At 74.5% G+C, this 25410-nt stretch carries 23 protein-coding genes; 13 read left to right on the forward strand and 10 right to left on the reverse strand.

The window, feature by feature from the left end; translation table 11 throughout:
• Positions 1–23: 23 nt before the first annotated feature.
• From cobI to cobA, 9 genes are read left to right on the forward strand one after another with little or no spacing between them, the layout of a single operon-like run.
• Positions 24–770, forward strand: a complete 747-nt coding sequence (gene cobI, locus M8C17_RS07060) for a precorrin-2 C(20)-methyltransferase (protein WP_252415755.1) — start codon at positions 24–26, stop codon at positions 768–770.
• Complete coding sequence (cobM, locus tag M8C17_RS07065) at positions 767–1612, forward strand: precorrin-4 C(11)-methyltransferase (protein ID WP_252415578.1); 846 nt, start codon at positions 767–769, stop codon at positions 1610–1612. The genes cobI and cobM overlap by 4 nt, the downstream gene beginning before the upstream one ends.
• Positions 1609–2760 (forward strand): cobalt-precorrin-5B (C(1))-methyltransferase, encoded by a 1152-nt coding sequence (locus M8C17_RS07070; RefSeq protein WP_252415579.1) that lies wholly within the window; start codon positions 1609–1611, stop codon positions 2758–2760. Before cobM ends, M8C17_RS07070 begins: the two co-directional genes overlap by 4 nt.
• Positions 2748–3989 carry a precorrin-6y C5,15-methyltransferase (decarboxylating) subunit CbiE gene (cbiE, locus tag M8C17_RS07075; protein WP_374557453.1) on the forward strand — a complete coding sequence of 414 codons (1242 nt, stop codon included), beginning with the start codon at positions 2748–2750 and terminating at the stop codon, positions 3987–3989. Before M8C17_RS07070 ends, cbiE begins: the two co-directional genes overlap by 13 nt.
• Positions 3977–5716 carry a precorrin-3B C(17)-methyltransferase gene (gene cobJ / locus M8C17_RS07080; protein ID WP_252415580.1) on the forward strand — a complete coding sequence of 580 codons (1740 nt, stop codon included), beginning with the start codon at positions 3977–3979 and terminating at the stop codon, positions 5714–5716. Before cbiE ends, cobJ begins: the two co-directional genes overlap by 13 nt.
• The gene (locus M8C17_RS07085; protein WP_252415581.1) at positions 5704–5901 is read left to right on the forward strand and encodes a DUF362 domain-containing protein; all 198 of its coding nucleotides are present in this window, start codon (positions 5704–5706) and stop codon (positions 5899–5901) included. Before cobJ ends, M8C17_RS07085 begins: the two co-directional genes overlap by 13 nt.
• Positions 5898–7004: a HoxN/HupN/NixA family nickel/cobalt transporter gene (locus M8C17_RS07090; RefSeq protein ID WP_252415582.1), complete on the forward strand. Its 1107-nt coding sequence runs from the start codon at positions 5898–5900 to the stop codon at positions 7002–7004. Before M8C17_RS07085 ends, M8C17_RS07090 begins: the two co-directional genes overlap by 4 nt.
• The gene (locus tag M8C17_RS07095) at positions 7001–7597 is read left to right on the forward strand and encodes a precorrin-8X methylmutase (protein WP_252415583.1); all 597 of its coding nucleotides are present in this window, start codon (positions 7001–7003) and stop codon (positions 7595–7597) included. Before M8C17_RS07090 ends, M8C17_RS07095 begins: the two co-directional genes overlap by 4 nt.
• On the forward strand, positions 7594–9231 hold the full coding sequence (gene cobA / locus M8C17_RS07100; RefSeq protein ID WP_252415584.1) for a uroporphyrinogen-III C-methyltransferase: 1638 nt from the start codon (positions 7594–7596) through the stop codon (positions 9229–9231). The genes M8C17_RS07095 and cobA overlap by 4 nt, the downstream gene beginning before the upstream one ends.
• 3 nt (positions 9232–9234) lie before the next feature.
• Here cobA and M8C17_RS07105 read toward each other — a convergent pair whose 3' ends face one another.
• The 7 genes from M8C17_RS07105 to M8C17_RS07135 all read right to left on the reverse strand — a co-directional run bounded on the left by M8C17_RS07105 (position 9235) and on the right by M8C17_RS07135 (position 15840).
• Entirely contained in the window at positions 9235–11391 is a 2157-nt protein-coding gene (locus tag M8C17_RS07105; protein WP_252415585.1) for an FtsX-like permease family protein, read from the reverse strand.
• The gene (locus tag M8C17_RS07110) at positions 11388–12068 is read right to left on the reverse strand and encodes an ABC transporter ATP-binding protein (RefSeq protein ID WP_252415586.1); all 681 of its coding nucleotides are present in this window, start codon (positions 12066–12068) and stop codon (positions 11388–11390) included. Before M8C17_RS07110 ends, M8C17_RS07105 begins: the two co-directional genes overlap by 4 nt.
• Entirely contained in the window at positions 12065–12589 is a 525-nt protein-coding gene (locus M8C17_RS07115) for a PadR family transcriptional regulator (protein ID WP_252415587.1), read from the reverse strand. The genes M8C17_RS07110 and M8C17_RS07115 overlap by 4 nt, the downstream gene beginning before the upstream one ends.
• Before the next feature lie 109 nt (positions 12590–12698).
• The gene (gene crcB / locus M8C17_RS07120) at positions 12699–13061 is read right to left on the reverse strand and encodes a fluoride efflux transporter CrcB (protein WP_252415588.1); all 363 of its coding nucleotides are present in this window, start codon (positions 13059–13061) and stop codon (positions 12699–12701) included.
• Positions 13058–13534 carry a CrcB family protein gene (locus M8C17_RS07125; RefSeq protein ID WP_252415589.1) on the reverse strand — a complete coding sequence of 159 codons (477 nt, stop codon included), beginning with the start codon at positions 13532–13534 and terminating at the stop codon, positions 13058–13060. Before M8C17_RS07125 ends, crcB begins: the two co-directional genes overlap by 4 nt.
• A 173-nt stretch (positions 13535–13707) precedes the next feature.
• Complete coding sequence (locus tag M8C17_RS07130) at positions 13708–14466, reverse strand: trans-aconitate 2-methyltransferase (protein ID WP_252415590.1); 759 nt, start codon at positions 14464–14466, stop codon at positions 13708–13710.
• Positions 14467–14619: 153 nt separating this feature from the next.
• A complete protein-coding gene (locus tag M8C17_RS07135; protein WP_252415591.1) occupies positions 14620–15840 on the reverse strand; it encodes an MFS transporter in 1221 nt (406 codons plus the stop codon).
• Positions 15841–15933: 93 nt separating this feature from the next.
• Between M8C17_RS07135 and M8C17_RS07140 the strand changes: the two genes are divergently transcribed.
• The 4 genes from M8C17_RS07140 to M8C17_RS07155 all read left to right on the forward strand — a co-directional run bounded on the left by M8C17_RS07140 (position 15934) and on the right by M8C17_RS07155 (position 18850).
• Positions 15934–16425 carry a MarR family winged helix-turn-helix transcriptional regulator gene (locus M8C17_RS07140; protein ID WP_252415592.1) on the forward strand — a complete coding sequence of 164 codons (492 nt, stop codon included), beginning with the start codon at positions 15934–15936 and terminating at the stop codon, positions 16423–16425.
• A gap of 82 nt (positions 16426–16507) precedes the next feature.
• Entirely contained in the window at positions 16508–17815 is a 1308-nt protein-coding gene (paaK, locus tag M8C17_RS07145) for a phenylacetate--CoA ligase PaaK (protein WP_252415593.1), read from the forward strand.
• 31 nt (positions 17816–17846) lie between these two features.
• A complete protein-coding gene (gene paaI, locus M8C17_RS07150; RefSeq protein ID WP_252415756.1) occupies positions 17847–18230 on the forward strand; it encodes a hydroxyphenylacetyl-CoA thioesterase PaaI in 384 nt (127 codons plus the stop codon).
• Between the two features lie 59 nt (positions 18231–18289).
• Complete coding sequence (locus tag M8C17_RS07155; protein WP_252415594.1) at positions 18290–18850, forward strand: dienelactone hydrolase family protein; 561 nt, start codon at positions 18290–18292, stop codon at positions 18848–18850.
• A gap of 46 nt (positions 18851–18896) precedes the next feature.
• On the opposite strand, the gene M8C17_RS07160 is transcribed toward M8C17_RS07155, so the two are convergent.
• From M8C17_RS07160 to M8C17_RS07175, 3 genes are all read right to left on the reverse strand, one after another.
• Positions 18897–19589 (reverse strand): hemerythrin domain-containing protein, encoded by a 693-nt coding sequence (locus M8C17_RS07160; protein WP_252415595.1) that lies wholly within the window; start codon positions 19587–19589, stop codon positions 18897–18899.
• Between the two features lie 91 nt (positions 19590–19680).
• Positions 19681–22971, reverse strand: coding sequence for a BTAD domain-containing putative transcriptional regulator (locus tag M8C17_RS07165; protein WP_305884675.1), 3291 nt, complete (start codon positions 22969–22971; stop codon positions 19681–19683).
• A 99-nt stretch (positions 22972–23070) separates the two neighbouring features.
• Entirely contained in the window at positions 23071–25329 is a 2259-nt protein-coding gene (locus tag M8C17_RS07175) for an AAA family ATPase (protein ID WP_252415596.1), read from the reverse strand.
• Positions 25330–25410: the final 81 nt, after the last annotated feature.

The raw sequence follows: 25410 nt of genomic DNA on the forward strand, positions 1-25410 counted from the left end.
ACGGCGGTGTCGACGCCCGGGCCGTGGATGCCACGCTGACCGGGGTCGGTGTCGGGCCGGGTGACCCGGAACTGCTGACGGTCAGGGCGGTACGGGTGCTGCGCGCGGCCGATCTGGTCTTCGTACCCGTGATGGCGGACCGACCTGGGTCCGACGCCGCCGCCGGGCGGGCCGAGCGCACCGTGCGGGAGTACGTGGCGGCGGACCGGCTGCGCCGGCTGCCGTTCGCGCTGGACGACCGGGGTGGGGTGACGGCCCGCCGGGCGGCGGCCTGGGACGACGCCGCGCGAGCCGTCGTCGAGGCGATCGACATCGGCGCGCGGTCGTTGGCCTTCGCCACCATCGGCGACCCGAACGTCTACTCCACCTTCGGCTACCTGGCGCAGAGCGTCCGTGACCTGCGCCCGGCGGTGCGGGTGGCCACCGTGCCCGGTGTCACCGCGCTGCAGGAGTTGGCCGCGCGCAGCGGCACCCCGCTCTGCGAGGGACGCGAACCGCTGACCCTGCTGCCGGCCACCGCCGGACTGGCGCTCTTCGCCGACGCGCTGGCCGGGCCGGGCACCGTGGCCGTCTACAAGGGCTGGCGGCGGCACCCGGAGCTGCTCGCCGAGCTGCGCCGACAGGGCCGGCTCGCCGACGCCGTGCTCGGGCGCAGCGTGGGGCTGCCCGGCGAACGCATCGGCCCGGTCGACGACACCGACCACGACCTGCCGTACCTGTCGACGCTGCTGGTCCCGGCCCGCCGCGAGCACCGAGGAGGAAAACTGTGACCAGCGACGGCAAGGTGTGGTTCGTCGGCGCGGGCCCCGGGGCGGCGGATCTGCTGACCCTGAGGGCCGCCCGGGTGATCGCCGAGGCGGACATCGTGGTCTGGGCGGCCAGCCTGGTGCACACCGACGTGCTCGCCCACGCCCGGGCCGGCGCCGAGATCGTCGACTCCTCGCAGCTGCCGATCGAGGGGGTGCTCCCGCTCTACCGGCGCGCCGCCGAGCAGGGGCTGACCGTGGCCCGGATCCACTCCGGAGACCCGGCGCTGTGGGGCGCGGTGCAGGAGCAGCTGGACCTGTGCCGGGCGCTCGACCTGGCCGTCGAGATCGTGCCCGGGGTGTCCTCGTTCACCGCCGTCGCGGCGATCGTCGGACGGGAGCTGACCGTGCCCGAGGTGGCCCAGTCGGTGATCCTCACCCGCCTGGAGGGTGGCAAGACGCCGATGCCGCCCGGTGAGCGGGTCCGCGACTTCGCCCGACACGGCACCACGATGGCGCTGTTCCTCTCCGCCGCCCGCTCCGGGCAGGTGCAGGCCGAGCTGCTGGCCGGTGGCTACCCGGAGGACACCCCGGCCGTGGTGGCGTACCAGGCGACCTGGCCGGACGAGCTGGTGGTGCGCTGCACGGTCGGCACCCTGGAGGCGACGGTCAAGCAGCACCGACTCTGGAAGCACACGCTCTTCCTGGTCGGGCCGGCCCTCGCTGCCGAGGGCACCCGCTCGCACCTCTACCACCCCGGGCACTTCCACACCTTCCGCCGGGCCGAGCCGGCCGCCCGCGCCGAACTTCGCCGCCAGGCGGGTGCCCGTGCCGGGGGCACAGCCGCACCTGGGGACACACCGTGACGTACGCCGAGCCGCCGCTGCGCGAGCCGGACCTGCCGCGTACCGCGAAGGTCCGGCCCACCGCGCTGCGCACCGGCTGGACCACCGGCGCCTGCGCGACGGCGGCGGCCAAGGCCGCGGTCACCGCGCTGGTCACCGGCGCCACCCAGCAGGAGGTGGAGATCGGCCTGCCCGCCGGACGCCGGGTGCGCTTCCCAGTCGAACGCTGCGTGGTGACCGGCACCCCACCGGTCCGCGCCGAAGCGGTGGTGGTCAAGGACGCCGGCGACGACCCGGACGTCACCCACGGCGCCGAGCTGACCGCCACCGTCGACTGGACAGACGTACCCGGGCTCCGGCTGGCCGGCGGAGCCGGCGTCGGCACGGTCACCAAGCCGGGTCTCGGGCTCGCGGTCGGCGGCCCGGCGATCAACGACACCCCACGTCGGATGATCAGCGAGGCGGTGGCCGAGGTGGTCGACCTCAGCGAGGTCGGTGTCCGGGTGGTGATCAGTGTGCCCCGGGGCGAGATCATGGCCCGCAAGACCACCAACCGGCGGCTCGGCATCCTCGGCGGCATCTCCATCCTCGGCACCACCGGGATCGTCCGGCCCTTCTCCACCGCCTCCTGGCGGGCCAGCGTCGTGCAGGCCGTGCACGTGATGGCCGCCCAGGGCGAGCGGACCGTGGTGCTCTGCACCGGTGGGCGCACCGAACGGGCCGCCCGCGCGCTGCTGCCCGAGCTGCCCGAGGTCTGCTTCGTCGAGGTCGGCGACTTCACCGGCGCCGCCGTGACCGCCGCCGTGGGCGACGCGATGACCGGGGTGGTCTTCGTCGGGATGGCCGGCAAGCTGGCGAAGCTCGCCGCCGGCATCCTGATGACCCACTACACCCGCTCCAGAGTGGACCTCTCCCTGCTCGGCGCGGTGACCGCCGAGGCCGGTGGCGACGCGTCGCTCGTCGCCGCGGTGACCGAGGCGAACACCGGCCGGCACGCGTACGAGCTGTGGGAGGCCGCCGGACTGCTCGCCCCGGCCGGCGACCTGCTCTGCCACCGGGTCCGCCAGGTGCTGCGGCGCTTCGCGGGGCCGACAGTCACCGTGGACGTGGCGATGGTCGACTTCGCCGGCGCGCGGGTGGTCGCCTCGTCGGGTCGGTGGAACCCGTGACCCCGGTGACCGTGGTCGGCCTAGACGCCGTCGGCGCCCCGCCGCACCCCGCGCTCGCGCCGGCGCTGGCCGCCGCCGGTCTGGTGGTCGGGGCCGCCCGGCACCTGGCCGCGGTGCCCGTACCGCCCGGCGCGGCCACCGCCGCCCTCGGGCCGCTGGATCCGGCCGTACGGCGGCTGGCCGCCGCCGTCGGCGACGGTGTGCCGGCCGTGGTGCTGGCCAGCGGAGATCCGGGCCTGTTCGGCATCGTGCGACGGCTGCGCGCGGCCGGGCTGCCGTTGCGGGTCGTTCCCGCCGTGTCCAGCGTGGCCGCCGCGTTCGCCCGTGCCGGGCTGCCCTGGGACGGCGCCGCCGTGGTCACCGCGCACGGCCGTGACCCGCGACCGGCGCTGAACGCCTGCCGGGCGCTGCCGCTGGTCGCCGTGCTCACCGCGCCCGGCGCCGGCGCCGCCGAGCTGGCCGCCGGGCTGGCCGGCTGGTCCCGCCGCCTGGTCGTCGCCGAGCACCTGGGCACCGACGCCGAACGGGTCAGCGAGGTGACCCCCGAGCAGGCTGCCGTCAGGACCTGGGACGACCCGCACGTGCTGCTCAGCATCGCCGCACCCGACCCGGCCGACCCCGTCGCGCCCGCCGGGATGCGGGCCGACAACCAACCTGCCGCCGCGCCGGTCGGCGGCTGGGCACTGCCGGAGAGCCGCTACGCCCACCGCGACTCAATGATCACCAAGTCGGAGGTACGCGCCCTCGTCGTCGCCCGGCTGCGCCCCCGGCTGGGCCGCCTGGTCTGGGACATCGGCGCGGGCAGCGGCTCGGTGGGCATCGAGTGCGCGCTGCTCGGGGCGGCTGTCCTCGCCGTCGAGCAGGACCCGGAAGGTGCCGCGACGATCCGGGCCAACGCCGCCGCGCACGCCGTCGACGTCCGGCTGGTCGTCGGGCGGGCCCCGGCGGCGCTGGCCGGCCTGCCCGAGCCGGACGCGGTCTTCGTCGGCGGCGGTGGCGGGGACGTCCTCGCCGCCGTGGTGGCCGGTCTACCCGAGCGGGTGGTGCTCACCCTGGCCGCCCTGGACCGGGTCGCGCCGGCCGTCGGGCTGCTGCGCGCCGCCGGCTACACCGTCGAGGGCAGTCAACTCTCCGCCGCCCGCCTCGCCGACCTGCCCGGCGGGTCGATCCGCCTCGCGGCCACCAACCCGGTGGTCGTCCTCACCGGGGAGCGCCCGTGCACAACCTGACCTCGCACACCCGGATCGGGCTGGTCGCGGCCACCGCCGCCGGTCGGCGGCACGCCCACACCGTCGCCGCCGCCTGGCCACACGCCCGACTGGTCGAGGGGGACAGCGTCGCCGACGCGCTGCGAGACGCCTGGGGGCGGTGCGACGCCGTGGTCGCCTTCCTGGCCACCGGCGCGGTGGTACGGATCCTCGCCCCGCTGCTCGGCGACAAGCGCACCGACCCGGCCGTGGTGGTCGTCGACGAGGCGGCCCGGCACGCCGTGGCGCTGCTGGGCGGGCACGCCGGCGGTGGCAACGACCTCGCCGAAGAGATCGGGGCTCTGCTGGACGCCCGACCGGTGGTCACCACCGCCACCGACGCGGTCGACCTGCCGGGGCTGGACACCCTCGGCTGGCCGGTGGAGGGCGCGGTCGCCGCGGTGTCCCGCGCCATCCTGGACGGTGAGCCCGTCCGCCTGATCGCCGACGCCGAGTGGCCGCTGCCCGCCCTGCCACCGAACGTCCGTCCGCGGACGGCCGACGAGCGCGGCGACGCTCCGGAGGACGGGTACCGGCTGCTGGTCACGGACCGGGTCGTGCCGCTGGACGGGCGGACGGCGGTGCTACGACCGCCGTCACTGGTCGCTGGCGTCGGTGCCAGTCGGGGCGTACCCGCCGCCGAGGTGGCGGAGCTGCTGCACCGGGTGCTGGCGCGGGCCGACCTCAGCCCGGCCAGCCTGCGCTGCCTGGCCAGCGCCGACGTCAAGGCCGACGAGGCGGGCATCCTCAGCACCGCCGACGCGTGCCGCGTACCCCTGGTGACCTGGACGGCGACGGAGCTGGCGGCGGTCGACGTGCCGCATCCCAGCGAGGTGGTCCGTGCCGCGGTCGGCACGCCGAGCGTGGCGGAGGCCGCCGCCCTGCTCGGCCATGCCGGTCGGCCGGGCGACGCCGCCCTGCTCGTGCCGAAGACCGCGTCGGCGATGGCCACCGTGGCGGTGGCGAGGCACGCGCCGCGCGGCCGGCTGGCCGTCGTCGGCCTCGGCCCGGGCGCTGCCGACCTGCGCACCCCCCGCGCGGTGGCCGAGCTGCGCCGCGCCGCCGTGGTCGTCGGCCTGGACCAGTACCTCGACCAGGTCCGCGACCTGCTCCGACCGGGCACCCGGGTGCTCTCCAGCGGGCTGGGCGCGGAGGAGGCACGGGCCCGCGCCGCCGTCGCCGAGGCCGCCGCCGGGAGGGCGGTCGCGCTGGTCGGGTCCGGCGACGCCGGGGTGTACGCGATGGCCAGCCCCGCCCTGGAGTACGCCGACGAGCGCATCGACGTGGTCGGCGTCCCCGGGGTGACCGCAGCGCTGGCCGCCGGCGCGCTGCTCGGCGCCCCGCTCGGCCACGACCACGCCTACGTGAGCCTGTCGGACCTGCACACCCCGTGGGAGGTCATCGAGCGGCGGGTGACCGCCGCCGCGGAGGGTGACTTCGTGACGCTGTTCTACAACCCGCGCAGCCGCAACCGGGACTGGCAGCTCGGCGCGGCCCTGACGATCCTCGCCGAGCACCGGCCGGCGGACACCCCGGTCGGCGTGGTGCGCAACGCCAGCCGCCCCGACGAGCGCGTACACCTGGCCACCCTGGCCACCGTCGACCCGGCTCTGGTCGACATGTACAGCGTCGTGGTCGTCGGCAGCAGCGACACCCGGCTGGTCGCCGGCCGCATGGTCACGCCCCGGGGGTACCGGTGGCGATCGTGACCATCGGCGCCTGCCAGGGCTGCGGCGCCTGCCTGCTCACCTGCCCCACCCACGCGATCCGTCCGGTGGCCGGGGGTCTGACGGTCCGCGTCGACCGCTGCACCGGCTGCCTGGAGTGCCTGGAGATCTGCCCGGTGGACGCGATCCGCGTCGCCGACCCCGACGAACGTGGAGGAGTCCGATGAGTTCGACCGCCGTCAGCACCGCACCCCCGGCCGGCCGATGGAGCCGTGCCGAGCGGGCCCGCCTCGGCGGCATCGTGCTCGCCGTCGCCGTGCTGCACGTCGCCGGCTGGAGCCTGTACCTGTACTGGAACCACCAGCCCGTTGCGGCCGGCGGGCTGGCCGGAGCCGGCGCCCTCGCGTACGTGCTCGGGGTCCGGCACGCCTTCGACGCCGACCACATCGCCGCCATCGACGACACCACCCGGCTGATGCTGCTGCGCGGCCGGCGGCCGGTGGGCGTCGGGTTCTTCTTCGCCCTCGGGCACAGCGCCGTGGTGCTGCTGCTCGCCCTGATCGTCGGGCTGGCCTCGGCCAACCTCACCGGCCCCGGGCTGGAGCAGGCCCGCGAACTGGGAGCCACCATCGCGATCGTCACCGCCACCCTCTTCCTGGCGCTGGTGGCCGCGCTCAACGCGGTGGTCCTCGGCGGGTTGGCCCGGCTGTGGCGACGGCTGCGCCACGGTGACCTCGACGAGCGGGAACTGGACCTGCAACTGCTCAACCGAGGGCTGATGCAGCGCGTGCTGGGTTCCCGGGCCCGCTCGCTGGTGCGTTCCTCCTGGCACATGGCGCCGGTCGGGTTCCTCTTCGGCCTCGGCCTGGAGACGGCCAGCGAGGTGACCCTGCTGGCGCTGTCGGCCAGCACCGCCGCCTCGGGCGGGCTGCCGGTGCTGGCCCTGCTGACGCTGCCACTGCTCTTCGCCGCCGGCATGTCCGCCATGGACACCGCGGACAGCCTGCTGATGAGCCGCGCCTACTCGTGGGCGTACCGGCAGCCGGCCCGGCGGCTCTACTACAACCTGGCCACCACGGCGATGACGGTGCTGGTCGGCGCGGTGGTGGCCAGCGTCTACCTGGCCGGCCTGCTGGTCGACCACCTGGGGATGACCGCGCTGGCCGGGTACGCGGCCGTCGCCGACCACTTCGAGCAACTCGGCTACGTGGTGGTGGGGCTCTTCGTCGCCTCCTGGGTGGGTGCGGTCGCGCTGTGGAAGGTGCGCGGCTACGACCGCCGCTACGGCACCGCCGCCGTGCCCACCGAAGTGGTGGGGGAGCGGCAGTGAGCCGGGTCGTGCACCCCATCGAGGCGGAGTCTTACCGAATCCTGCGCGACCGGGTCGACCTGTCCCACCTGCCGCCGCTGAGCCGCGCGGTGACTGAGCGGGTGGTGCACGCCAGCGCCGACCTGGCGTACGTCGACGAGCTGGTCTGCGACGAGGCGGCCCTGGAGTCCGGGCTGGCCGCGCTGCGCGCCGGCGCGCCGGTGGTCACCGACGTGGCCATGGTCGCCGCCGGCATCACCCGGGCCGGCCGGGAACTGGTCTGCCCGGTCGCCGAACCGGCCGCCGCCGAACTGGGCCGGACGGCCGGGATCACCCGGTCGGCGGCGGCGGTACGGATCGCACTGGACCGCGTCGGCCCGGGCGCCGTCTGGGTGGTCGGCTGCGCGCCGACGGCGCTGGTCGAACTGCTCACCCTGGACGCCGCGCCCGCGCTGGTCGTCGGCCTGCCGGTCGGCTTCGTGGGCGCGGCCGAGTCGAAGGCGGCGCTGCGGGCCAGCGGCCTGCCCGCAGTGTCCAACGTGGGGGAGAAGGGCGGCTCGGCGGTCGCCGCCGCCGCCCTCAACGCCCTGCTCTACGTCGAGGAGATGTCATGACCGGTCTGGTCATCGTCGGGCACGGTACGCGCAGCGCGGCCGGGGTCGACCAGTTCGCCGCGCTGGTCGAGCGGGTCCGCCGACGCGGTGTCGTCGGCGACGTGGAGGGCGGCTTCATCGAGCTGTCCCGGCCGCCGCTGACCGACGCGGTGACCGCGCTGGTCGAGCGGGGGCACCGGGCGCTGGTGGCGCTGCCGCTGGTGCTCACCGCGGCCGGCCACGGCAAGGGCGACATCCCCGCCGCCATGGGACGCGAGCAGGAGCGCCACCCGGGGCTGAGCTACCGCTACGGCCGTCCACTCGGGCCGCACCCACTGCTGCACGACGCCCTCGAACAGCGCATCGACGCGGCGCTGGCCGGCGCCGACCGGGCCGGCACCTGGGTCGCGCTGATCGGCCGGGGTTCCACCGACCCGGACGCCAACGCCGAGGTGGCCAAGGTGGCCCGGCTGCTCTGGGAGGGGCGCGGCTACGCCGGCGTCGAGCCGGGGTTCATCTCCCTGGCCGAGCCGTCGGTGCCGCAGGTGCTCGACCGGCTGCGTCGGCTCGGCGCGCGGCGGATCGTGGTCGCGCCGTACTTCCTGTTCGCCGGGGTGCTGCCGGACCGGATCGTCGCCCGGTCGGCGGAGTTCGCCGCCGCCCACCCCGAGCTGGACGTGCGGGTCGCCGGCCTGATCGGCGACTGCGACGCGTTGGCCGACCTGGTGCTGGAGCGCTACGCCGAGGCGCTGGGCGGGGACATCCGGATGAACTGCGACACCTGCGCGTACCGGGTGCTGATGCCCGGTTTCGCCGACAAGGTGGGGCGCCCGCAGCGCCCGCACGACCACCCCGACGACCCGGTCGGCGGCCACCACCATCACCACGGGCACGAGCACGGCCACGAGCACCACGGGCACGGCTCGGTGGCGGTGGTCGGCGGCGGGCCGGGGCCCGACGACCTGATCACGGTACGCGGCCGGGCGCTGCTCGACGCCGCCGACGTGGTGGTCGTCGACCGCCTGGCTCCACAGGGGCTGCTCGCCGGACTGCGCCCCGACGTGCTGGTGGTCGACGCCGCCAAGGTGCCCCGTGGCCCGTCCGTGGCCCAGGAGGCGATCAACGCGGCCCTGGTGTCGCACGCTCGCGCCGGCCGGCGGGTGGTCCGGCTCAAGGGCGGCGACCCGTACGTTTTCGGACGCGGGCACGAGGAGGTGCTGGCCTGCCGGGCGGCCGGCGTACCGGTGACCGTGGTCCCCGGAGTGAGCAGCGCGTTGGCCGCGCCGGCGCTGGCCGGCGTGCCGGTGACCCACCGGGGCGTGGCGCACGACGTCACCGTCGTCTCCGGGCACCTGCCGCCCGGCCACCCCGACTCGCTGGTCGACTGGGCGGCGCTGGCTCGGGCCCGGGGCACCGTCGTGCTGCTGATGGCCGTCGACACCATCGCCAAGATCGCGTCGGTGCTGATCGAGCACGGCCGTGCCCCGGAGACTCCGGTGCTCGCCGTGCAGGACGCCGGGCAGCCCGACCAGCGGTCGGTGCCCGCCCGGTTGGACGAGATCGGCGCGGTCGCCGCCCGGGAGGACATCCGTCCGCCCGCCGTCTTCGTTCTCGGCCCGGTGGTCGCTGTCGGGACCACCGGGCCCAGGGACTGACGACTACTCGCTGCGGGCGGTCTCCGGTCCGGTGATGCGTTCCAACAGCGGCAGCGTGGAGGCGATGACGCCGAGGCAGGTGGCCAACCCGACGACGACGATCACGTAGAAGCCCGGCTGCGGCGCGACGAGCGTGTAGTCCATCTGCGCCCGCAGGAACAGGTGGGCGGCGAGGAGGCCCATGCCGATGGCGACGGCGGCGACGGCGAGCATCGGTACGGCGCTCTCCAGCGCCACCACCCGGCGCAGGACCCGCACCGGCGCGCCGCTGAGGCGCAGCAGGCTGAACGGACGCCGGCGTTCGGTGAGGCCGCCGATCACGCTGACCGCGAGGCTGCACCCGCCGAGCGCCAGGCTGGCGATGATGATGACGTTGGCCAGTTGTTCCCAGCCGCGCAGCGTGTTGGCGAACGCCGACTCGAAGTCGCCGGGCACGTTCGGCGCCACCCGGAAGGCCGGAAAGGCGGTCTCGAGGACGGTGCGCGAGCGTTCGACGGCGGCGGCGGAACCATCCGTGCCGACGACGATCGACAGCACCGGCAGCCTCTGCAGGTCGCCGAGTGGGACCGAGGCGATCGGCCAGACCCTCGTGGACGACGCCGTTTCCCGGAAGGGGATGAAGCCCATCGCCACCTCGGCGACGCTCGCGCCGTCGGCGCACCGGCCGTAGGCGCTCGGGAACTCGGTGCAGGCGACCAGGCCGGGCTCGCTGGCGCTCATCATGTCTGGGTTCTCGCGGACCGCGGCCGCGAACCGTACGCCGGTGGTGGAGCGCAGTTCGGTGAACAGCGCGTCGGGCACCGAGGGTGACTTCTCGCCGAAGTCCATGGACAGGGTTCTCGCCTCGGTCGAGCCGATCGGCGCCGGGCCGCGGTTGGCGACGATCGTGGTGATCACGCCGACGGCAACGCTCGTGACGAAGAGCGCGAGCATGATGCCGCTGATCGCCCGGAAGCCGGCCTTCGGGTTGTCGGCGAGACGGCGCGCGGCGATGAGCGTGGCGGGGCGACTGGCGTACCGGGCCATCACCCGGGCGCCGACCATCGTCAACCAGGGGCCGGCGAAGACCAGGCCGGCCATGATGAGCAGCAGGGCGGGTAGGAACACCGCGGTCTGGCCGTCGGAGGTCTCGGGCCGGTAGCCGATGGCGTAGAACAACATGGCGACACCGAGCAGGATCGGGATCAGCCGGTACGCCCGCGGTGCGCGGGGGGTGACCCTCCGGGTGACACCCAGCGGAGAGATCCGCACGCGGCGTAGCGAGACCTGGGCCGCTACCGCCGCACCGGCCGGAACGCCGAGCGCCACGAGCAGGACGTCCAGCACGCCCAGTGACATGTCGCTGGGAAAGAACGGCATGCCGGTGAACGGGATGCCCGCCATCGGGCCGCGCAGGGCGTAGAAGAGGACGAAGCCGAGGGCGGTGCCGACGACGGCCGCGGCGGTCGCCTCCGCTGCCGCGACCACCGATATTTGCTTCGGTGTCGCGCCAACCAGGCGCATGGCGGCGAAGCGCTGCTCCCTGCGGGCGGCACTGAGCCGGGTCGCGGTGCCGATGAAGATCAGCACCGGAAACAGCAGCCCACCGGCGATCACGCCCAGGATGAGGTTCACTACCGTTTCGGGGATTGCGGGAGTGTCACCGACGCTGGTGACCTGCTGGGCGAGGGGCAGCCTGGCAACCTCGTCGGGGGTGCCACCCATGACGACGAGCAGGGTGTCCGGTGAGGTCAGTGCGGCCGGGCCGACGGTGCCGAGGTCACGCCCCGGGTAGCGCTCGGCCAGTTGGTCGGCGGGATGGGCTGCCAGCAGGTTCTGCAACGAGGGCGAGGCGTAGTACTCCCCGGGGCGCGGGATGGTCGGGATGCCGACCGGGGTGGGCGCGCTCGGGCCGGTCGCGGCGACGTCGATCCGGATGATCTGCTTGCCGTGGAAGTAGTCCTCCCGGGTCGACCACCACAGGGGATCGGCGTCGCCGCCCGTCGAGGCTTGGGGATACACCGACGCGGCCCGGGTGAGCTGGGCGTTGACGGCGTTGACCCCGGCGAGGGTGGTCAGCAGCAGCCCGCTGCCGATCGCGACGGCGGCGGCGATGACGACCAGGCGGGTGAGCGCCTCACGGCCACCGGCCACGGCGAGACGGAGCCCGAAGCCGATCATGAGGCGATCCGGTCCGGCGCGTTGACGCGCCCGTCGCGGACCATGACCTCGCGGTCGGCGTACGCGGCGATCCTGGCCTCGTGGGTGACCAGGATGACCGTGGTGCCCTGCTCGCGGGCGGCGCTGACCAGCAGGTCCATGACCTGTTCGCCGGTGAGCGAGTCGAGCGCGCCGGTCGGCTCGTCGGCGAAGAGGACCTGCGGCTCGGCGACCAGGCCCCGGGCGAGGGCGACGCGTTGCGCCTGCCCGCCGGACAGCTCACCGGAGCGGCGCTGCTCCATGCCGTCCAGGCCGAGGCGTTCGAACCAGGCGTACGCCCGGCGCAGCGCCTGCGTCCGGCGCACGCCGCTGAGCAACAGCGGCAGGGCGACGTTCTCCGCCGCGGTGAGCTCGGGGACGAGCTGACCGAACTGGAACACGAAGCCGAAGCGGTCGCGCCGCAGACTGCTGCGCTCGGGCTCGGACATGGTGTCGACGCGGACCCCGTCGAAAAGGATCTCGCCGGAGTCGGGCACGAGGATGCCGGCCAGGCAGTGCAGCAGGGTGGACTTGCCCGAGCCGCTGGGACCCATGATGGCGAGGATCTCGCCCGCGTCCACGGCGATGCTGGCGCCGCGCAGCGCCGGGGTCCGGCCGAACGCGAACTCCGCGTCGCGTGCTTCGATCACGACGCTCATGGCCGCACCGCCTTCCTCAGGGCGTCCAACCGGGCGCCGGTCATCTCGATCCATCGGAGGTCCGCCTCCAGGTGGTACAGGCCGTGGTCGGCGAGCAGTGCGTCGACCAGACTGCCGCCACGCTTGATCTCGGTGAGCTCGCGCATCCGGCGCAGGTGCGCGCTGCGCTGGGTGTCCAGGTATTCGTCGGCGGGGCGGTCCAGCATCAGCGCGAGCACGACCTTGGCGAAGAGCACCGTCTGCAGGTGCGGCTCCGGGTCGACCGGCTGGGTCAGCCACTGCTCGACCTCGGTCGCGCCCAGATCGGTGATGATGTAGCGCTTGCGGTCGGGGCCGGAGCCGGGTGCGACGTCGCTGATCACCACCTTGCCGTCCCGGGCCAGTCGACTGAGGGTGGAGTAGACCTGGCCGAACGGCAGCGGCTTGCCCCGCCCGAAGAAGGCGTCGTAGTCGCGTTTCAGGTCGTACCCGTGGCTGGGCTCCCGTTCGAGGAGGCCGAGAAGGGTCAGTGGCACGCTCATGCCAGGAGACTACTCTGAGGGTATACCCCGCGTATATACCGTCGGTATCTTCTCCGCAGGCGGCCGGGCAGACGTGGGCATTCGGCATGGGGGACCGACCGCCGCGCGGTCAGCCCAGCAGGGCGCGGGCCAGGGTGTAGCCGGCGGTGGCCGCGGCGAGCCCGGCGGCGACACTGCCCGCCACGTTGGCCAGCGCGAGGAGGCGGTGCCCGCCCTGCGCCAGTCGCAGCGTCTCGTAACCGAAGGTGGAGTAGGTGGTCAGCGCGCCGCAGAATCCGGTGCCGAGCAACGCGCCGACCACCGGGCCGGCCGGCATCCCGACGAGGGCGCCGAGCAGCAGCGACCCGATCACGTTGACGGTCAGCGTGCCCCAGGGAAACGCCGAGTCGTGCCGGGACTGCACGGCCCGGTCGGTGAGGTAGCGCAGGGGCGCGCCCACGGCCGCGCCCAGGGCGATGAGCAGCACGGTCATCGGGCTGCCCTCCGTCGCAGCAGTCCGGCGGTGACGGCATCGCCCAACCCGACCGCGACGAGTGCCCCGAGCACCGTCGCGGCCAGGTACGCCAGCGCGATGCCCGGAGCGCCCGCCACCAGCGCCTGCTGGACGTCCACCGCGTAGGTGGAGAAGGTGGTGAAACCGCCGAGCACCCCGACCCCGAGGAACGGGCGGACCAGCGGACGCCCGCCGCCGAGGTGCCCGAGCACCGCCATCAGGACGCCGATCAGCAGGCAGCCGGACAGGTTGATCCCGAACGTCGCCCACGGGAAGCCCGTCGGCGGGTGCGGGGCGGCGTGTTGCAGGCCGGCCCGGGACAGCGCGCCGAGCACCCCGCCAGCCGCGATGGTGAGGAGAGTCGTGGCAGGGCGCGCGGTCAGCTCGCCCCGGTCGGCGGGAACGCGGAGGTCGACGTCGGGGTCGGTGCGCGGCTCGAATGGCTCTGACACGTGTCCTCCCCACCAGCACGGGCGTCACTGGCAGGGACCGTTGGCGAGCGGCGTCGCGGTTCTCCCGGCGCGTACGCGGGACGGCGGGCCCCACCGCCGGGAAGCCGTCCGGCTCTTCAGGCCAGCATATCGCCGTCGAACCGTGCTCCCTCAGCGCGTCACGCGACGGCAGGTCAGCGCACGGCCGCGACGGCGGCGTCGGGACCGCCACGCCACAGGGTGCCGACCTCGCCGAAGCCGGCCGCGGTCAGGGTGGCCAGGTGCCAGGAGACCGGCGGGTTCCACTCCGGGCTGTGCCCGGTCGGGTAGATGGCGTGCCGCTGTGCGACCAGGGGGGCGAGCACCGGGTCGGCACCGGCCCGCTCCCACCAGTCCGACCAGGAGGGGACCGCTCCTGCCGCGTACCGGGCGGCGCGACGGTCCCGCGCCCGGTCGAGCAGCCGCTTGGTCAGCTCGGGAAGGGTGTCGTCGGGCATGTGGTCGGCGTTGACGAAGATCCCGCCGGGCCGCAGCACGTCGCGGATCTCGCCGTAGAGCAGTCCGAGGCGGTCCGCCGGCAGCCAGTGCAGCGCGGTGGCGGTGAGCACGGCGTCGTACTCGCGATGGGGCAGCGCGGACAGCCAGTCCGGGGTGCCGAGGTCGGCGGTGACGATGGTGGCCCGGTCGGTCAGCGAGGCGCCGGCGATGGCCAGCAGTGCCGGGTCGAGGTCCACGAGGGTCACCTCGGCGGTGGGGAAGCGCGCGAGGGTTCGCAGCGAGATGGTGCCGGTGCCGCCGGCCAGGTCGAGCAGGCGCGGCGGTCGGCCGTCGAGGATCGCGTCGACGGCGTCGAGCATCGTGGTGAACCGGTGTTCCCGATCCGGCAGGTACGCCTCCTGCTGGCGGTCCCAGCTCTCCTGCCACGCCGACGCATCCGTGATGTAAGGAGTCATGCCGATCAGGCTAGTTACCACTCGCGGAGCCTGTCCAGACCTTGTTGCACATAATTTGCAATTGCTGGATGATGGCAACGCGATGATCACGGTGGCGCCGGGTCGGGTCGTCCGCCCGACCCGGCGCCACCCGCGCCAGGGGCGCGGCAGGGGTCACGCCGCGCTGCCGACCAGGTCGGAGTCGGCCGTCGTCGGCCCACTCCGGCGGGCCAGTCGGATCGCCCCGAGCAGGACGACCAGGCCAGCCAGGGTGATCGCGGCGCCGGCCCAGATCGGCGCGGTGTAACCGAGCCCGGCGGCGATGGTCACCCCGCCGATCCAGGCGCCGAACGCGTTGCCGAGGTTGAACGCCGCGATGTTCGCCCCGGAGGCGAGGGTGGGCGCCTGGTGGGCGTACCGCATGATCCGCATCTGCAGTGGCGGCACGGTAGCGAAACCGAACGCTCCCATCAGCACCAGGGAGGCGATGGTCAGCGTCTGGCTCGTCGCGGTCAGGGCGAACCCGACGAGCACCACGGTGAGCGCCGCCAGGACGGTGACCAGGGTGCGCGACAGTGACACGTCCGCCGCCCGGCCGCCGAGCAGGTTGCCGGCGAACAGCCCCACTCCGAAGAGGACCAGCAGCCACGGCACCGTGCCGGTGGCGAAGCCGCTGACCTCGGTCAGCGTGTAGGCGATGTAGGTGAACGCGCCGAACATGCCGCCGAAGCCCAGGATCGTGACCACCAGGGAGAGCCAGACCTGCGGGTGGGCGAAGGCGCGCAGTTCGCCGCGCAGCCCACCGGTCGAGGTCTGGGCGTCGGCGGTGCCACGACCGGGAACCAGCAGCGCCAGTCCGATCAGTGCGACCACCCCGATGCCGGTGATCGCCCAGAACGTCGACCGCCAGCCGAAGTGCTGGCCGAGGAAGGTGCCGAAGGGCACGCCGAGCACGTTCGCGGTGGTGAGCCCCGCGAACATCATGGCGATCGCGCCCGCGCGGCGGGCCGGTGCGACGAGCCCGGCGGCCACCACGGCGCCGATCCCGAAGAACGCGCCGTGGCAGAGCGCGGCGACGATCCGGCCGGCCATCATCACGGCGTAGTCGCCGGCGACCGCGGAGAGCAGGTTGCCGATGATGAAGAGCACCATCAGGCCGAGGAGCACCGGCTTGCGCGGCAGTCGGGTGACCGCGGCGGTGAGGGCCACCCCGCCGACGGCCACGCTGAGCGCGTAGCCGGAGATCAGCCAGCCGGCCACCGGCTCGGTGACCGCGAAGTCGGCGGCCACGTCGGGCAGCAGCCCCATGATCACGAATTCGGTGAGCCCGATGCCGAAGGCGCCGAGGGCCAGGGCGATCAGGCCGGGCGGCATGGACTTTTGGCGTACGGACATGGTCGTCCCATCGGGGAGGGGTCAGATAGCTGGCGCGTGCAACTACCCGCGCCTACAACAAGATAGTTGCACGCGCTTTATATCGGCGCAAGCGTGGTAGCCTGGGCCTTCCAGGTCACACCCGAGGAGGCCGGCATGGGCATCGCCGACGACGCGGTCGAGATCCGCGCGCAGGGCTGGCGCACCCTCGCCGCCCTGCACGGGCTGATCGAGACGTCCCTGGAGCGGGCGTTGCAGGCCGGCCACGAACTGTCCGTCGTCGAGTACACCGTGCTCGACGCGCTCTCCCGGCAGGACGGCTGGCACATGCGCATGAGCCAGCTCGCCCGCGCGGCCGCGCTCTCCGGCAGCGCCACCACCCGCCTGGTCACCCGGCTGGAGCAACGCGGCCTGCTGACCCGGATCCTCTGCGCCGACGACCGGCGCGGCATCTACACCGAGCTGACCCCGGCCGGCTCCGACCTGCTCGCCCGGGCCCGACCCACCCACGACCGGGTGCTGGCCGACGCACTGGCCCAGGCGGAGGCCACCCCCGAGCTGGCACCACTGGTCGACGCGCTGCACCGCCTGCCGACCGCCCGCTGACAGCCCCCACCCCACCATCGGTGCGGCCGGGCGTACGGTACCGGCAGCCACGCCGGGACCGTCGCGCGAAGGAGACAGGGCGATGCAGGACCGCACCCCTCGTCCGGAGGAGCTGGAGCCGATCGAGCTGGCCGGCGTCGACGAGCTGCGCACCCTCCAGCACGAACGGCTGCGCTGGTCGTTGCGGCACGCGTACGACAACGTGCCGCACTACCGCCGGGCGTTCGACGCGGCCGGGGTGCACCCCGACGACTGCCGCGACCTCACCGACCTGGCCCGCTTCCCGTTCACCGGCAAGGCGGAGCTGCGGGAGAACTACCCGTTCGGCATGTTCGCCGTACCCCGGGAGCGGGTCGCCCGTCTGCACGCCTCCTCCGGCACCACCGGCCGGCCGACGGTCGTCGGCTACACCCGCGACGACCTGCGCACCTGGGCCCGGCTGATGGCCCGGTCGATCCGGGCCTCCGGCGGCCGTCCCGGCGACCGGGTGCACGTGGCGTACGGCTACGGGCTGTTCACCGGCGGGCTCGGCGCCCACTACGGCGCGGAGGAGCTGGGCTGCACCGTCATCCCCGTCTCCGGAGGCATGACCGAACGGCAGGTCATGCTGATCCGCGACTTCGAACCCGAGGTCATCATGGTCACGCCCAGCTACATGCTGGCGATCGTGGACGAGATGCAGCGCCAGGGCGTGGACCCGCGGGCCACCTCGCTGCGGGTCGGCATCTTCGGCGCGGAGCCGTGGACCGAGGACATGCGCCGCGAGATGGAGGACCGGCTGGACATCCACGCCGTCGACATCTACGGGCTCTCCGAGGTGATGGGCCCGGGCGTGGCCACCGAGTGCGTCGAGACCAAGGACGGGCTGCACCTCTGGGAGGACCACTTCTACCCGGAGATCATCGACCCGGTCACCGGGAAGGTCCTGCCCGACGGCGAGCAGGGTGAGCTGGTGCTCACCTCGCTCACCAAGGAGGCCATGCCGGTCGTCCGGTACCGCACCCGCGACCTGACCCGCCTGCTGCCCGGCACGGCCCGCCCGATGCGCCGCATCGAGAAGATCACCGGCCGGACGGACGACATGATGATCGTGCGCGGGGTGAACATCTTCCCGACCCAGATCGAGGAGCTGATCCTGCGGACCCCGCAGCTGTCGCCGCACTTCCAGTGCGTACTCGACCGGCAGGGCCGGCTGGACACCCTGACGGTGCGGGTGGAACGGCGGGCCGAGGTCGCCGTGGACGCCGCCGAGCGGGCCGGCGCGACCCTGGTCGAGCTGGTGAAGAACACCATCGGGGTGAGCGTGGCGGTCGACGTCCTGGCCCCGGACGGGGTGGAGCGCTCGGTGGGCAAGATGCGGCGCATCGTCGACCAGCGGCGGGCCGGCTGACGTGTCGGAACAGCGCAGTCCGGCGTACGCCATGTTCGACGCCGACGCGGCCTCGCGGGGCCTCGGCATCGAGTTGGTCGAGGCCGGCGACGGTACGGCGGTGGCCCGGATGCGGGTGACCGACCAGATGCTCAACGGCCACGCCATCGCCCACGGCGGCTTCGTCTTCCTGCTCGCCGACACCGCCTTCGCGCTGGCCTGCAACAGCCACGGCCCGGTCACCGTCGCCGCCGGCGGCGAGATCACGTTCGTCCGGCCCGCCCGCGCCGGCGACCTGCTCACCGCCCACGCCACCGAGCGCACCCGGTACGGCCGCAGCGGCATCTACGACGTCACCGTCACCCGCGACGACGGCGAGGTGGTCGCGGAGTTCCGGGGACGCAGCCGCACCCCGGCCGCACCACCGTCGAGCTAGGACCCCACCGCCCCGCGTGGCCGCACCGGATGGCTGCCCACCTGGGGCAGGATGACCGGATGCGACACGTCGTGCTGTTCCACTCCGTGTACGGGCTGCGGCCCGCCGTGCGCGCCGCCGCGGACCGGCTCCGCGCCGCCGGGCACCGGGTCGTCACCCCCGACCTGTACGGCGTCCCGGCCGCCGACACCGTCGAGGAGGGCTTCGCGCTGCTCGACAAGATCGGCCAGGAGGTGGTGCTCGACCGCGCCCGGACGGCCCTGCGGGAGCTGCCGGCCGAGACCGTGCTCGCCGGCTTCTCGATGGGCGCCGGCGTCGCCGGGGCGCTGCTGGCCGAGCGCCCCGACGCCGCCGGTCTGCTCCTGCTGCACGGCACCGGCGGCGCACCGGAGTCCGTCCGGCCCGGGTTGGCGGTGCAGGTGCACCTCGCCGACCCGGACCCGTACGACGCGCCGGACGAGGTCGACGAGTGGCAGCGGGCGATGACCGACGCCGGCGCCGACCTGACGGCGTTCCGCTATCCCGGAGTGGGGCACCTGTTCACCGACCCGGACCTGGCGGAGTACGCCCCGGACGCCGCCACGGCGGCCTGGCCCCGGGTGCTGGCCTTCCTCGACTGAGCGTCGACACCTGCCGGGCCGGCACCGGATTGTCCTGCTCCGGCGCTCAGCGGGTGCCGGCGCCGATGCGCGGGGGCGTGGCGGTGCCGTGGACGCGCTTGGCGTGCGCGGCATAGACCCGGGGTGCCATGACCGGCATGAGCAGCCGAGCCGGCAGCGGGGCGTGCGCGAGCACCGCCTTGATCACCTCGGGGTCTCCCTCGTACATCGCCATGCCGAAGCTCAGCGGCAGCCGCTTCTTCGGGGTGTCGCGCAACCCGTGCTCACCGAGCTTCGCCCACTCCGCCGCGGTGACGTGCCTCTTGGCCAGCGGGAGGATCTCGGCCTCCTCCATGGCCATGTGCTCGGTGGTCACGGCGCGGAGACGCTCCAGGGCGTCAGCCAGTTCGTTTCCCTCCCGCGCCGTCCGACGCCAGTCGGGAAGCATGGCGACCACCGCCGCGTAGGCCTCCTCGATGGCGTGGTGCTGTGCCCGCATGGTGGGGACGATGGCGGTCGCCTCCGCGCCACCGCGCTCGGCGAGCAGCGGCCACAGGAACATGTCCTCGCCCTCGTGGTGCAGGTGTAGCTGCTGGCACATGAGCGCGGCGTGGGCGCCGACGACCTCCGCGCGCTTCACGTCACCCGGCCGCACGTCGCGGACGAGCTGCGGAAGCAGGCCGAACTCGCGACGGAACATGATGTGCACCATGTACATGTCGCGGACGTCGGCCATGGCTTCCTGGTGTTTCTGGTTCACGGTGACCTTTCCAAGGGCTTCAGTGGGTCGAACACGTCGATCATGTGTGCTGTGACTTGTAGGCGGCTTGGAATCCCGCAACCGGGACGAGTCAGTCGGCCAGCGCCGCCGTCGCCTCGGCGAGCCAGTGCGGCGACTCCCACCGGCGGGCCACCGTGGCCGCCAGCGTGAAGTGCCGCGCGGCCTCCTCGGTGCGGCCCAGGAGTCGGAACAGCTCCCCGAGCGTCAGCGCGACCGGCCGCACCACGGCCGCGGTGGTGGAGAAACCGGCCAGTTGGTCACGCACCGGGAGCAGTGCGTCGATCACGGGCTGCGCCAGGTCCCGTCGACCCAGCGCCACGATCACCATCGCCCTCACGGAGAGCAGCGATGACTCGAAGTAGTCGGGGCGGTAGGTGTGCCGCCCGATCGGCATGGCCCGCGCCTCGTCCACCCGTCCGCTCTCGATCAGCGCCAGCGCCAGCAGGTCGTCCACGATCGGCCCCAACAACCCGCGCACCCGACGGGTCGGCTCCAGGTGCTCGCCGAAGCGCCGCTGGCTGATCAGCAGGGTCGCCGTGGAGAAATAGTGGAAGGCCTCGGCGTGCAGCGAGCCCTGTCGCCGCATCTGCTCGGCAACCTCGTCGTAGTGTCGCCGTGCGGCGACGAAGTCACCGGCGACGTGCGCGAGGGCGCCCAGTGCGCACAGGTGGATCACCTGCGCCTCGTTCAGCTGGTACGTCTCGGCCAGCCACCCCTGTCGGGCGACACTGACGCGCAGCTCGTCCGGCTCGTTGAGCGCGGCGGCGGCATGGCCGAGCACCTGCTCGGCGACCCAACGGTAGGTCACCAACCCGTGCTCGTCGGCGAGGTCGCGCAGCTCCAGGGCCAACTCCCGACGTTGCGACGCCTCCCGCTCGTAGCTCATGGTGCGGACCCGTGCGGCCAGCCCGAGGGCGCGCAGCTCGGGGTCGTCCAGCCGCCGCGAGATCGCCAGCGCCTCCCGTCCGGCCGCCACACCCCGAGGATCGGATTCGCCGTCCAGTTCCGTAGCCAGGGCGTCGAACAGCCGGCAGCGGTCGACCGGGTCCAGGCCGTCGGCGCGCAGCAGCCGGGTGAGCAGCTCGACGACCTTGTGGTCGACGACGCCGTACTCGTGCGTCAGCCACGGGGTGGGGACTGTCCACGCGGTGAACGCCGCGACCAGCAGGTCGTCCCGGCCCGACGCGGCGGCGACGTCGATGGCCCGGGCGCGGGTCCGCTGGGCGGCGGCCACCGCACCGGCCCGAGCCTGGGCGCGCAGCAGCCGGCCGAGCAGATCGACCCGCAGAGCATCGCGGTCCCCGGCGACCGTCTCGACGGCGTCGACGGCGTTGCTGAGCAGCTCGATCGCGGCGTCGTACGCGTACCGGCGCTCGGCCAGTTCGGCGGCCCGGACGGCGTAGTCGACGGCGAGTGGCGCGGTGTCGGCAGACGCGGCACGGGCGTAGTGGTGGGCCAGCGCCGGGTAGTCGTCGGGCGCCAGCCGGCGGGTGGCGGCGGCGATCCGCGCGTGCAGGCGGGTGCGGCGCAGCTGCGGCAGATCGGTGTAGATGGTGTCGCAGACCAGTCCGTGCACGAACCGCACCCGACCCGGCGCCGGTTCGGTGAGCAGACCGGCGGCCAGCCCAGCTTCCAACGCTTGCAGGACGGTGCCCTCGTCGCCGCCGGCGGCGTCGACGAGTGTGCGCACGTCAGCCTCCCGGCCGACGGCGGCGCAGAGGCGCAGCACCGATACCGCCGCCGACGGCAAGCGGGAGAGGCGCCGGCGCAGAACGTCGCGTACCCCCTCCGGCACGTCCGAGATGGCGACGAGCGTGCCCTCGGAGGCGAGCAGCCGGGCCGACTCCCGGACGTAGAACGGGTTCCCGCCGGTCCGCTCGGCCAGCGCGGCGACCGTGTCCCGGTCGACGGTGGTCCGGGCCAGCGCGCCGAGCAGCCGTTCGACCTCCGACGTCGTCAGACCGCCCAGCTGTATCCGGTGGGGTGACCGGCGGGCCAGGACGGCCATCGTGTCGGCGAGCCGCTCGGGGTTGTCGGCGGGTCGCAGCGCCGCGACGAACAGGACGGCGCCACGGGTCATCTCGGTGACGCTGTTCAACAGGAGCAGCGTCTCGGCGTCCGCGGCGTGCAGATCGTCGAGAACGACGGCGACCGGTCGGCCGACCGCGGCGGCGTCCAACCAGGCGGCGACGGCGCGGTGCAACCGGAACCGGCCGGCGGTGACGTCGCCGCCCGGCTCGCCGTCGCCCCCGCCGAGCAGCGGGGCGAGCGCCGGCGCGAGATCGCCCGGCGGTGCCTCCGTGGCGAGCTGCCGCAGCGCCTCTACCCACGCCCAGGCCGGCGGGGCGCCCTCGACCTCGGGGCAGCGGCCGACGGTGACCAGCCAGCCGCGGGCGGTGAGTTCCTCCTGGAGCCTGGCGAGCACACTCGTCTTGCCGGCCCCGGCCTCCCCGCTGACCAGCGCGACCCGCGGTCCGCTCACCACCGCCTCGGCGGCTGCCTGCCCAAGAGCCGCCAGCTCGGCCTCCCGCCCGACGAACACCTCCTCCGACACCGATCGCTCGGCGTGGACGCGCGCCGCCGTCGCGGCCACCGGTGGGAGCAGGTCGAGACGCTGGCCCAGGATCGCGGACTCCACCTCGACCAGCGCCGGACCCGGGTCCAGGCCGAGCTGATCGGCCAGGGTCGCCCGGGCCCGCCGTAGCGCCGCGAGCGCGTCGCCCTGCCGACCGGTACGCCACAACGCCAACGCCAGCAGTCGCCAGCTCTCCTCCCGCAACGGCGCCTGCCGGGTCAGCGCCTCCGCCTCCGGCACCGCCTCGGCCGCGTCGCCGCAGCGCACGGTCACGTCGAGCAGCAGCTCCCGGGCGGCGAGACGCAGCTCCTCCAGCCGCATCACCTCGGCCTGCGCCCACGGCTCGGCAGCGAATTCGGCGTACGCGGGACCGCGCCACAGGTCGAGCCCGGTGCGCAGCAGCAGGCGTGCGCGCCCTGGGTCGGCGGAGCTGACCGTGCGCGCCTCGGCCAGCAGCGTCTCGAACCGAGCGGCGTCCACGGCGTCGGCGGGCACCCTGATGGCGTAGCCGGGCGGCACGGTGACCAGGACCCGCGCCGGTGCGCGGCGCTCGCGGCCCGGCTCCAACACGCGGCGCAGATGCGAGACGTACGCCTGGAGGGAGACGATCGCCCGGGGTGGCGCGTCACCCCGCCACAGCTCGTCGATCATCCGACCGACGGAGACGACCTCGCCTCGGGCCGCCAGGAGGAGCGCGAGCACGGCGCGTTGGCGGGGGCCGCCGAGGTCGACCGGGCCGCGTGTGTCGACCTCGACCTCTAGCGGCCCGAGCACCCGTAGCAGCATGACTGCGCCAATCCTAGTCACGCGTGTGGGCGGCTTTCCGATCCCGGCGGAGACACCCTCGTCCGATGCGGTGGCAGTTCGGCGGGCGGTGGCGGACCCTCAGGCGGCGGCCAGGCCGTCCCGCCTACGGATCAACGGTGGGCGGGGTACGGCGCGCACCGTGCCCGGTCCAGCGCCGACGCCAGCAAGCGTCCGGTGTCCGGCTGGCCTCCCAGCCATCGGGCGGATCGGCGCCGAGGGTCGGTCTCCGACCGGGGGCTGGTGCTTCGTCCGGTCCGGTGACGCCGCTGCGGCCCGCGTCGGCGCCACGTCGCCCGCCGACGCGATGGCTCGGAGCCAGCGGGAGGCCGGGGGACGGTTGGTCGGTGGAGCCAGCGCGGCCGCTGTCGGGGTGCGGACGCGCCCGCGTGACGGCGCCGGACCAGCGGGGCCGGCCGGCCGTGCCGGAGTCAGTGCCGCGAAGGCGTCGTCGAGGCGGCCGGCTCGGGCCCGAACGGCGTCGAGGCGCACGACCTCGGCGGACGGCGCGACAGAGCCACCGACCTCGGTGCCGACGTGGACCGCGGCAGGTCGGCCCGCACCGGCGGGGGAGTCGGAGTGGACGGCGTCCGGGCGGACGGTGTGGGGGCGCGGGGCGTCGGTGGCCCGGTCGGCGAAGACGGCGCGCAGGGCACGGGGCAGCCGATCGGCGGCGACCCGGCGCAGCGCGGGCGCGGCGAACGCGTACCCGCCGGCACGGTGGGGGACCAGCAGCCCGGCGGCGACGAGCACACGCAGCGCCGGTTCGGCCCGCCCGGGCGTCCAGCCGAGGGCCCGGTCCAGCGCCGTGCCGGAGACCACGCCGCCGAGGGTGGCGGCGGCCATCAGCACCGCCCGGCGTTCGCCGTCGAACCGGTCCAGCTCCGCGCCGACCGCCCGGCGCACCGGCTCCGGCAGCGGGGGCGCCGCAGGGTCCGCGCCGTCCACGATCGATGCCACGTACGCCGCCGCGTGCCCCGGCCGACCGCCCACCAGCGGCAGCAGCCGGTCCACCAGGGCCACCGGTTGCCCGGCGCGGGCCAGCAGGTGGCGCAGCAGTCGCCCGGACTGCACCGTGGCCAGCGGCCGGATCGCCACCCGTCGGGCGGGACCCGGCCGGGTGTCGGCCCACTGCGGCTGGTGCAGGGTGACGAGGGCCAGCGGCAGCCGGCGCGCCGTGGCCGCGGTGAACAGCGCGTGCAGGAACCGGCTCACGGCGGGCGCGGCCCGGTCCACGTCGTCCACGGCGACGATGAGCGGCCGATGGGCGGCCAGGCGCAGCAGCGCGTCCCGGCAGATCGCCGCGCCGGACAGCGCCTCGGCCGAGGAGTCCGGGGCGGCCAGCAGCCGTTGCAGCGCCGGCACCGCCGCCGCGACGCGGGCTGGCGGGAGCAGCGGCGTGAGGGCTTCGGTCAGCCGGTCGCGGACCGTCTCCGGGCCGTCACCGTGACGGATCCCGGCGAGGTCGCGGAGCAGCTCGGCGACCGGCGCCAGAACCTGATCGGGGTACGGCTGACAGGTTGCCACGCACCAGCGCACCGCCACGCCGTCCACCGTGGTCAGTGACCGGGTCAGCTCGTGCAGCAGCCGGCTACGGCCGCTGCCGGTCGGGCCCACCAGGGACACCCAGCGGGGGCTGTGCTCGCGGACCGCCCGGTTCAGCTGGTCATGGACGGTGGCCAGCTCGCGGCGACGGCCGATCAACGGTCCGTCGTGCCGGTCGGCACTCGGGCGAACGGGGCCGACGGCGTGCCACACCGGCATCGGGGGCATCCGGCCGCCGACGGGTACCGGCACCAGCTGGCGCTGGGCGATCAGGCCGGCGGTGGCCCGGGCGGTGGCCGCGCAGAGCGCGACGGCGCCGGGTGGCGCGTACTCCTGCAGGCGGGCAGCGGTCGTGATCACGGCGCCGCTGGCCACGCCGTGGCCGCCGCTGACCGCGACGCCCAGGTCGACCACCACCTCGCCGGTGGCCACGCCGACGCGTACCCGCAGTTTGATGCCGCCGACCAACTGCCGGCGGTCCAGCGCGGCCTGGATCTCCAGTCCGGCGCGGACCGCGCGGTAGGCGTCGAACCCGTCGGAGTGTCGCGCGCCGAAGAGGGCCATCACCGCGTCACCGACGTACTTCTCGACCACGCCGTGCCAGCGGTGCAGCACGCCGGAGACGGTGTCGAAGTAGGCCCGTTGCAGCGCCCGGACGTCCTCCGGGTCCAGCCGCTCGACCAGCGCGGTGGAACCGACGATGTCGACGAAGAGAACGGTGACCGTGCGTCTCTCCTCCGGTACCGGCCAGTGTGGGCGAGTGGTCCGCTGCGTGTCGATGACGATGGTGGTCATGGGTATCGCACCGGCCTTTCCCCTCGCGGTGATGGTTGGCGACCTCCGGAGATTGGCATTGCTGGGCCGACAGGGGATCGG

The sequence above is a fragment of the Micromonospora sp. RHAY321 genome (assembly GCF_023896955.1).
GTDB lineage: Bacteria > Actinomycetota > Actinomycetes > Mycobacteriales > Micromonosporaceae > Micromonospora.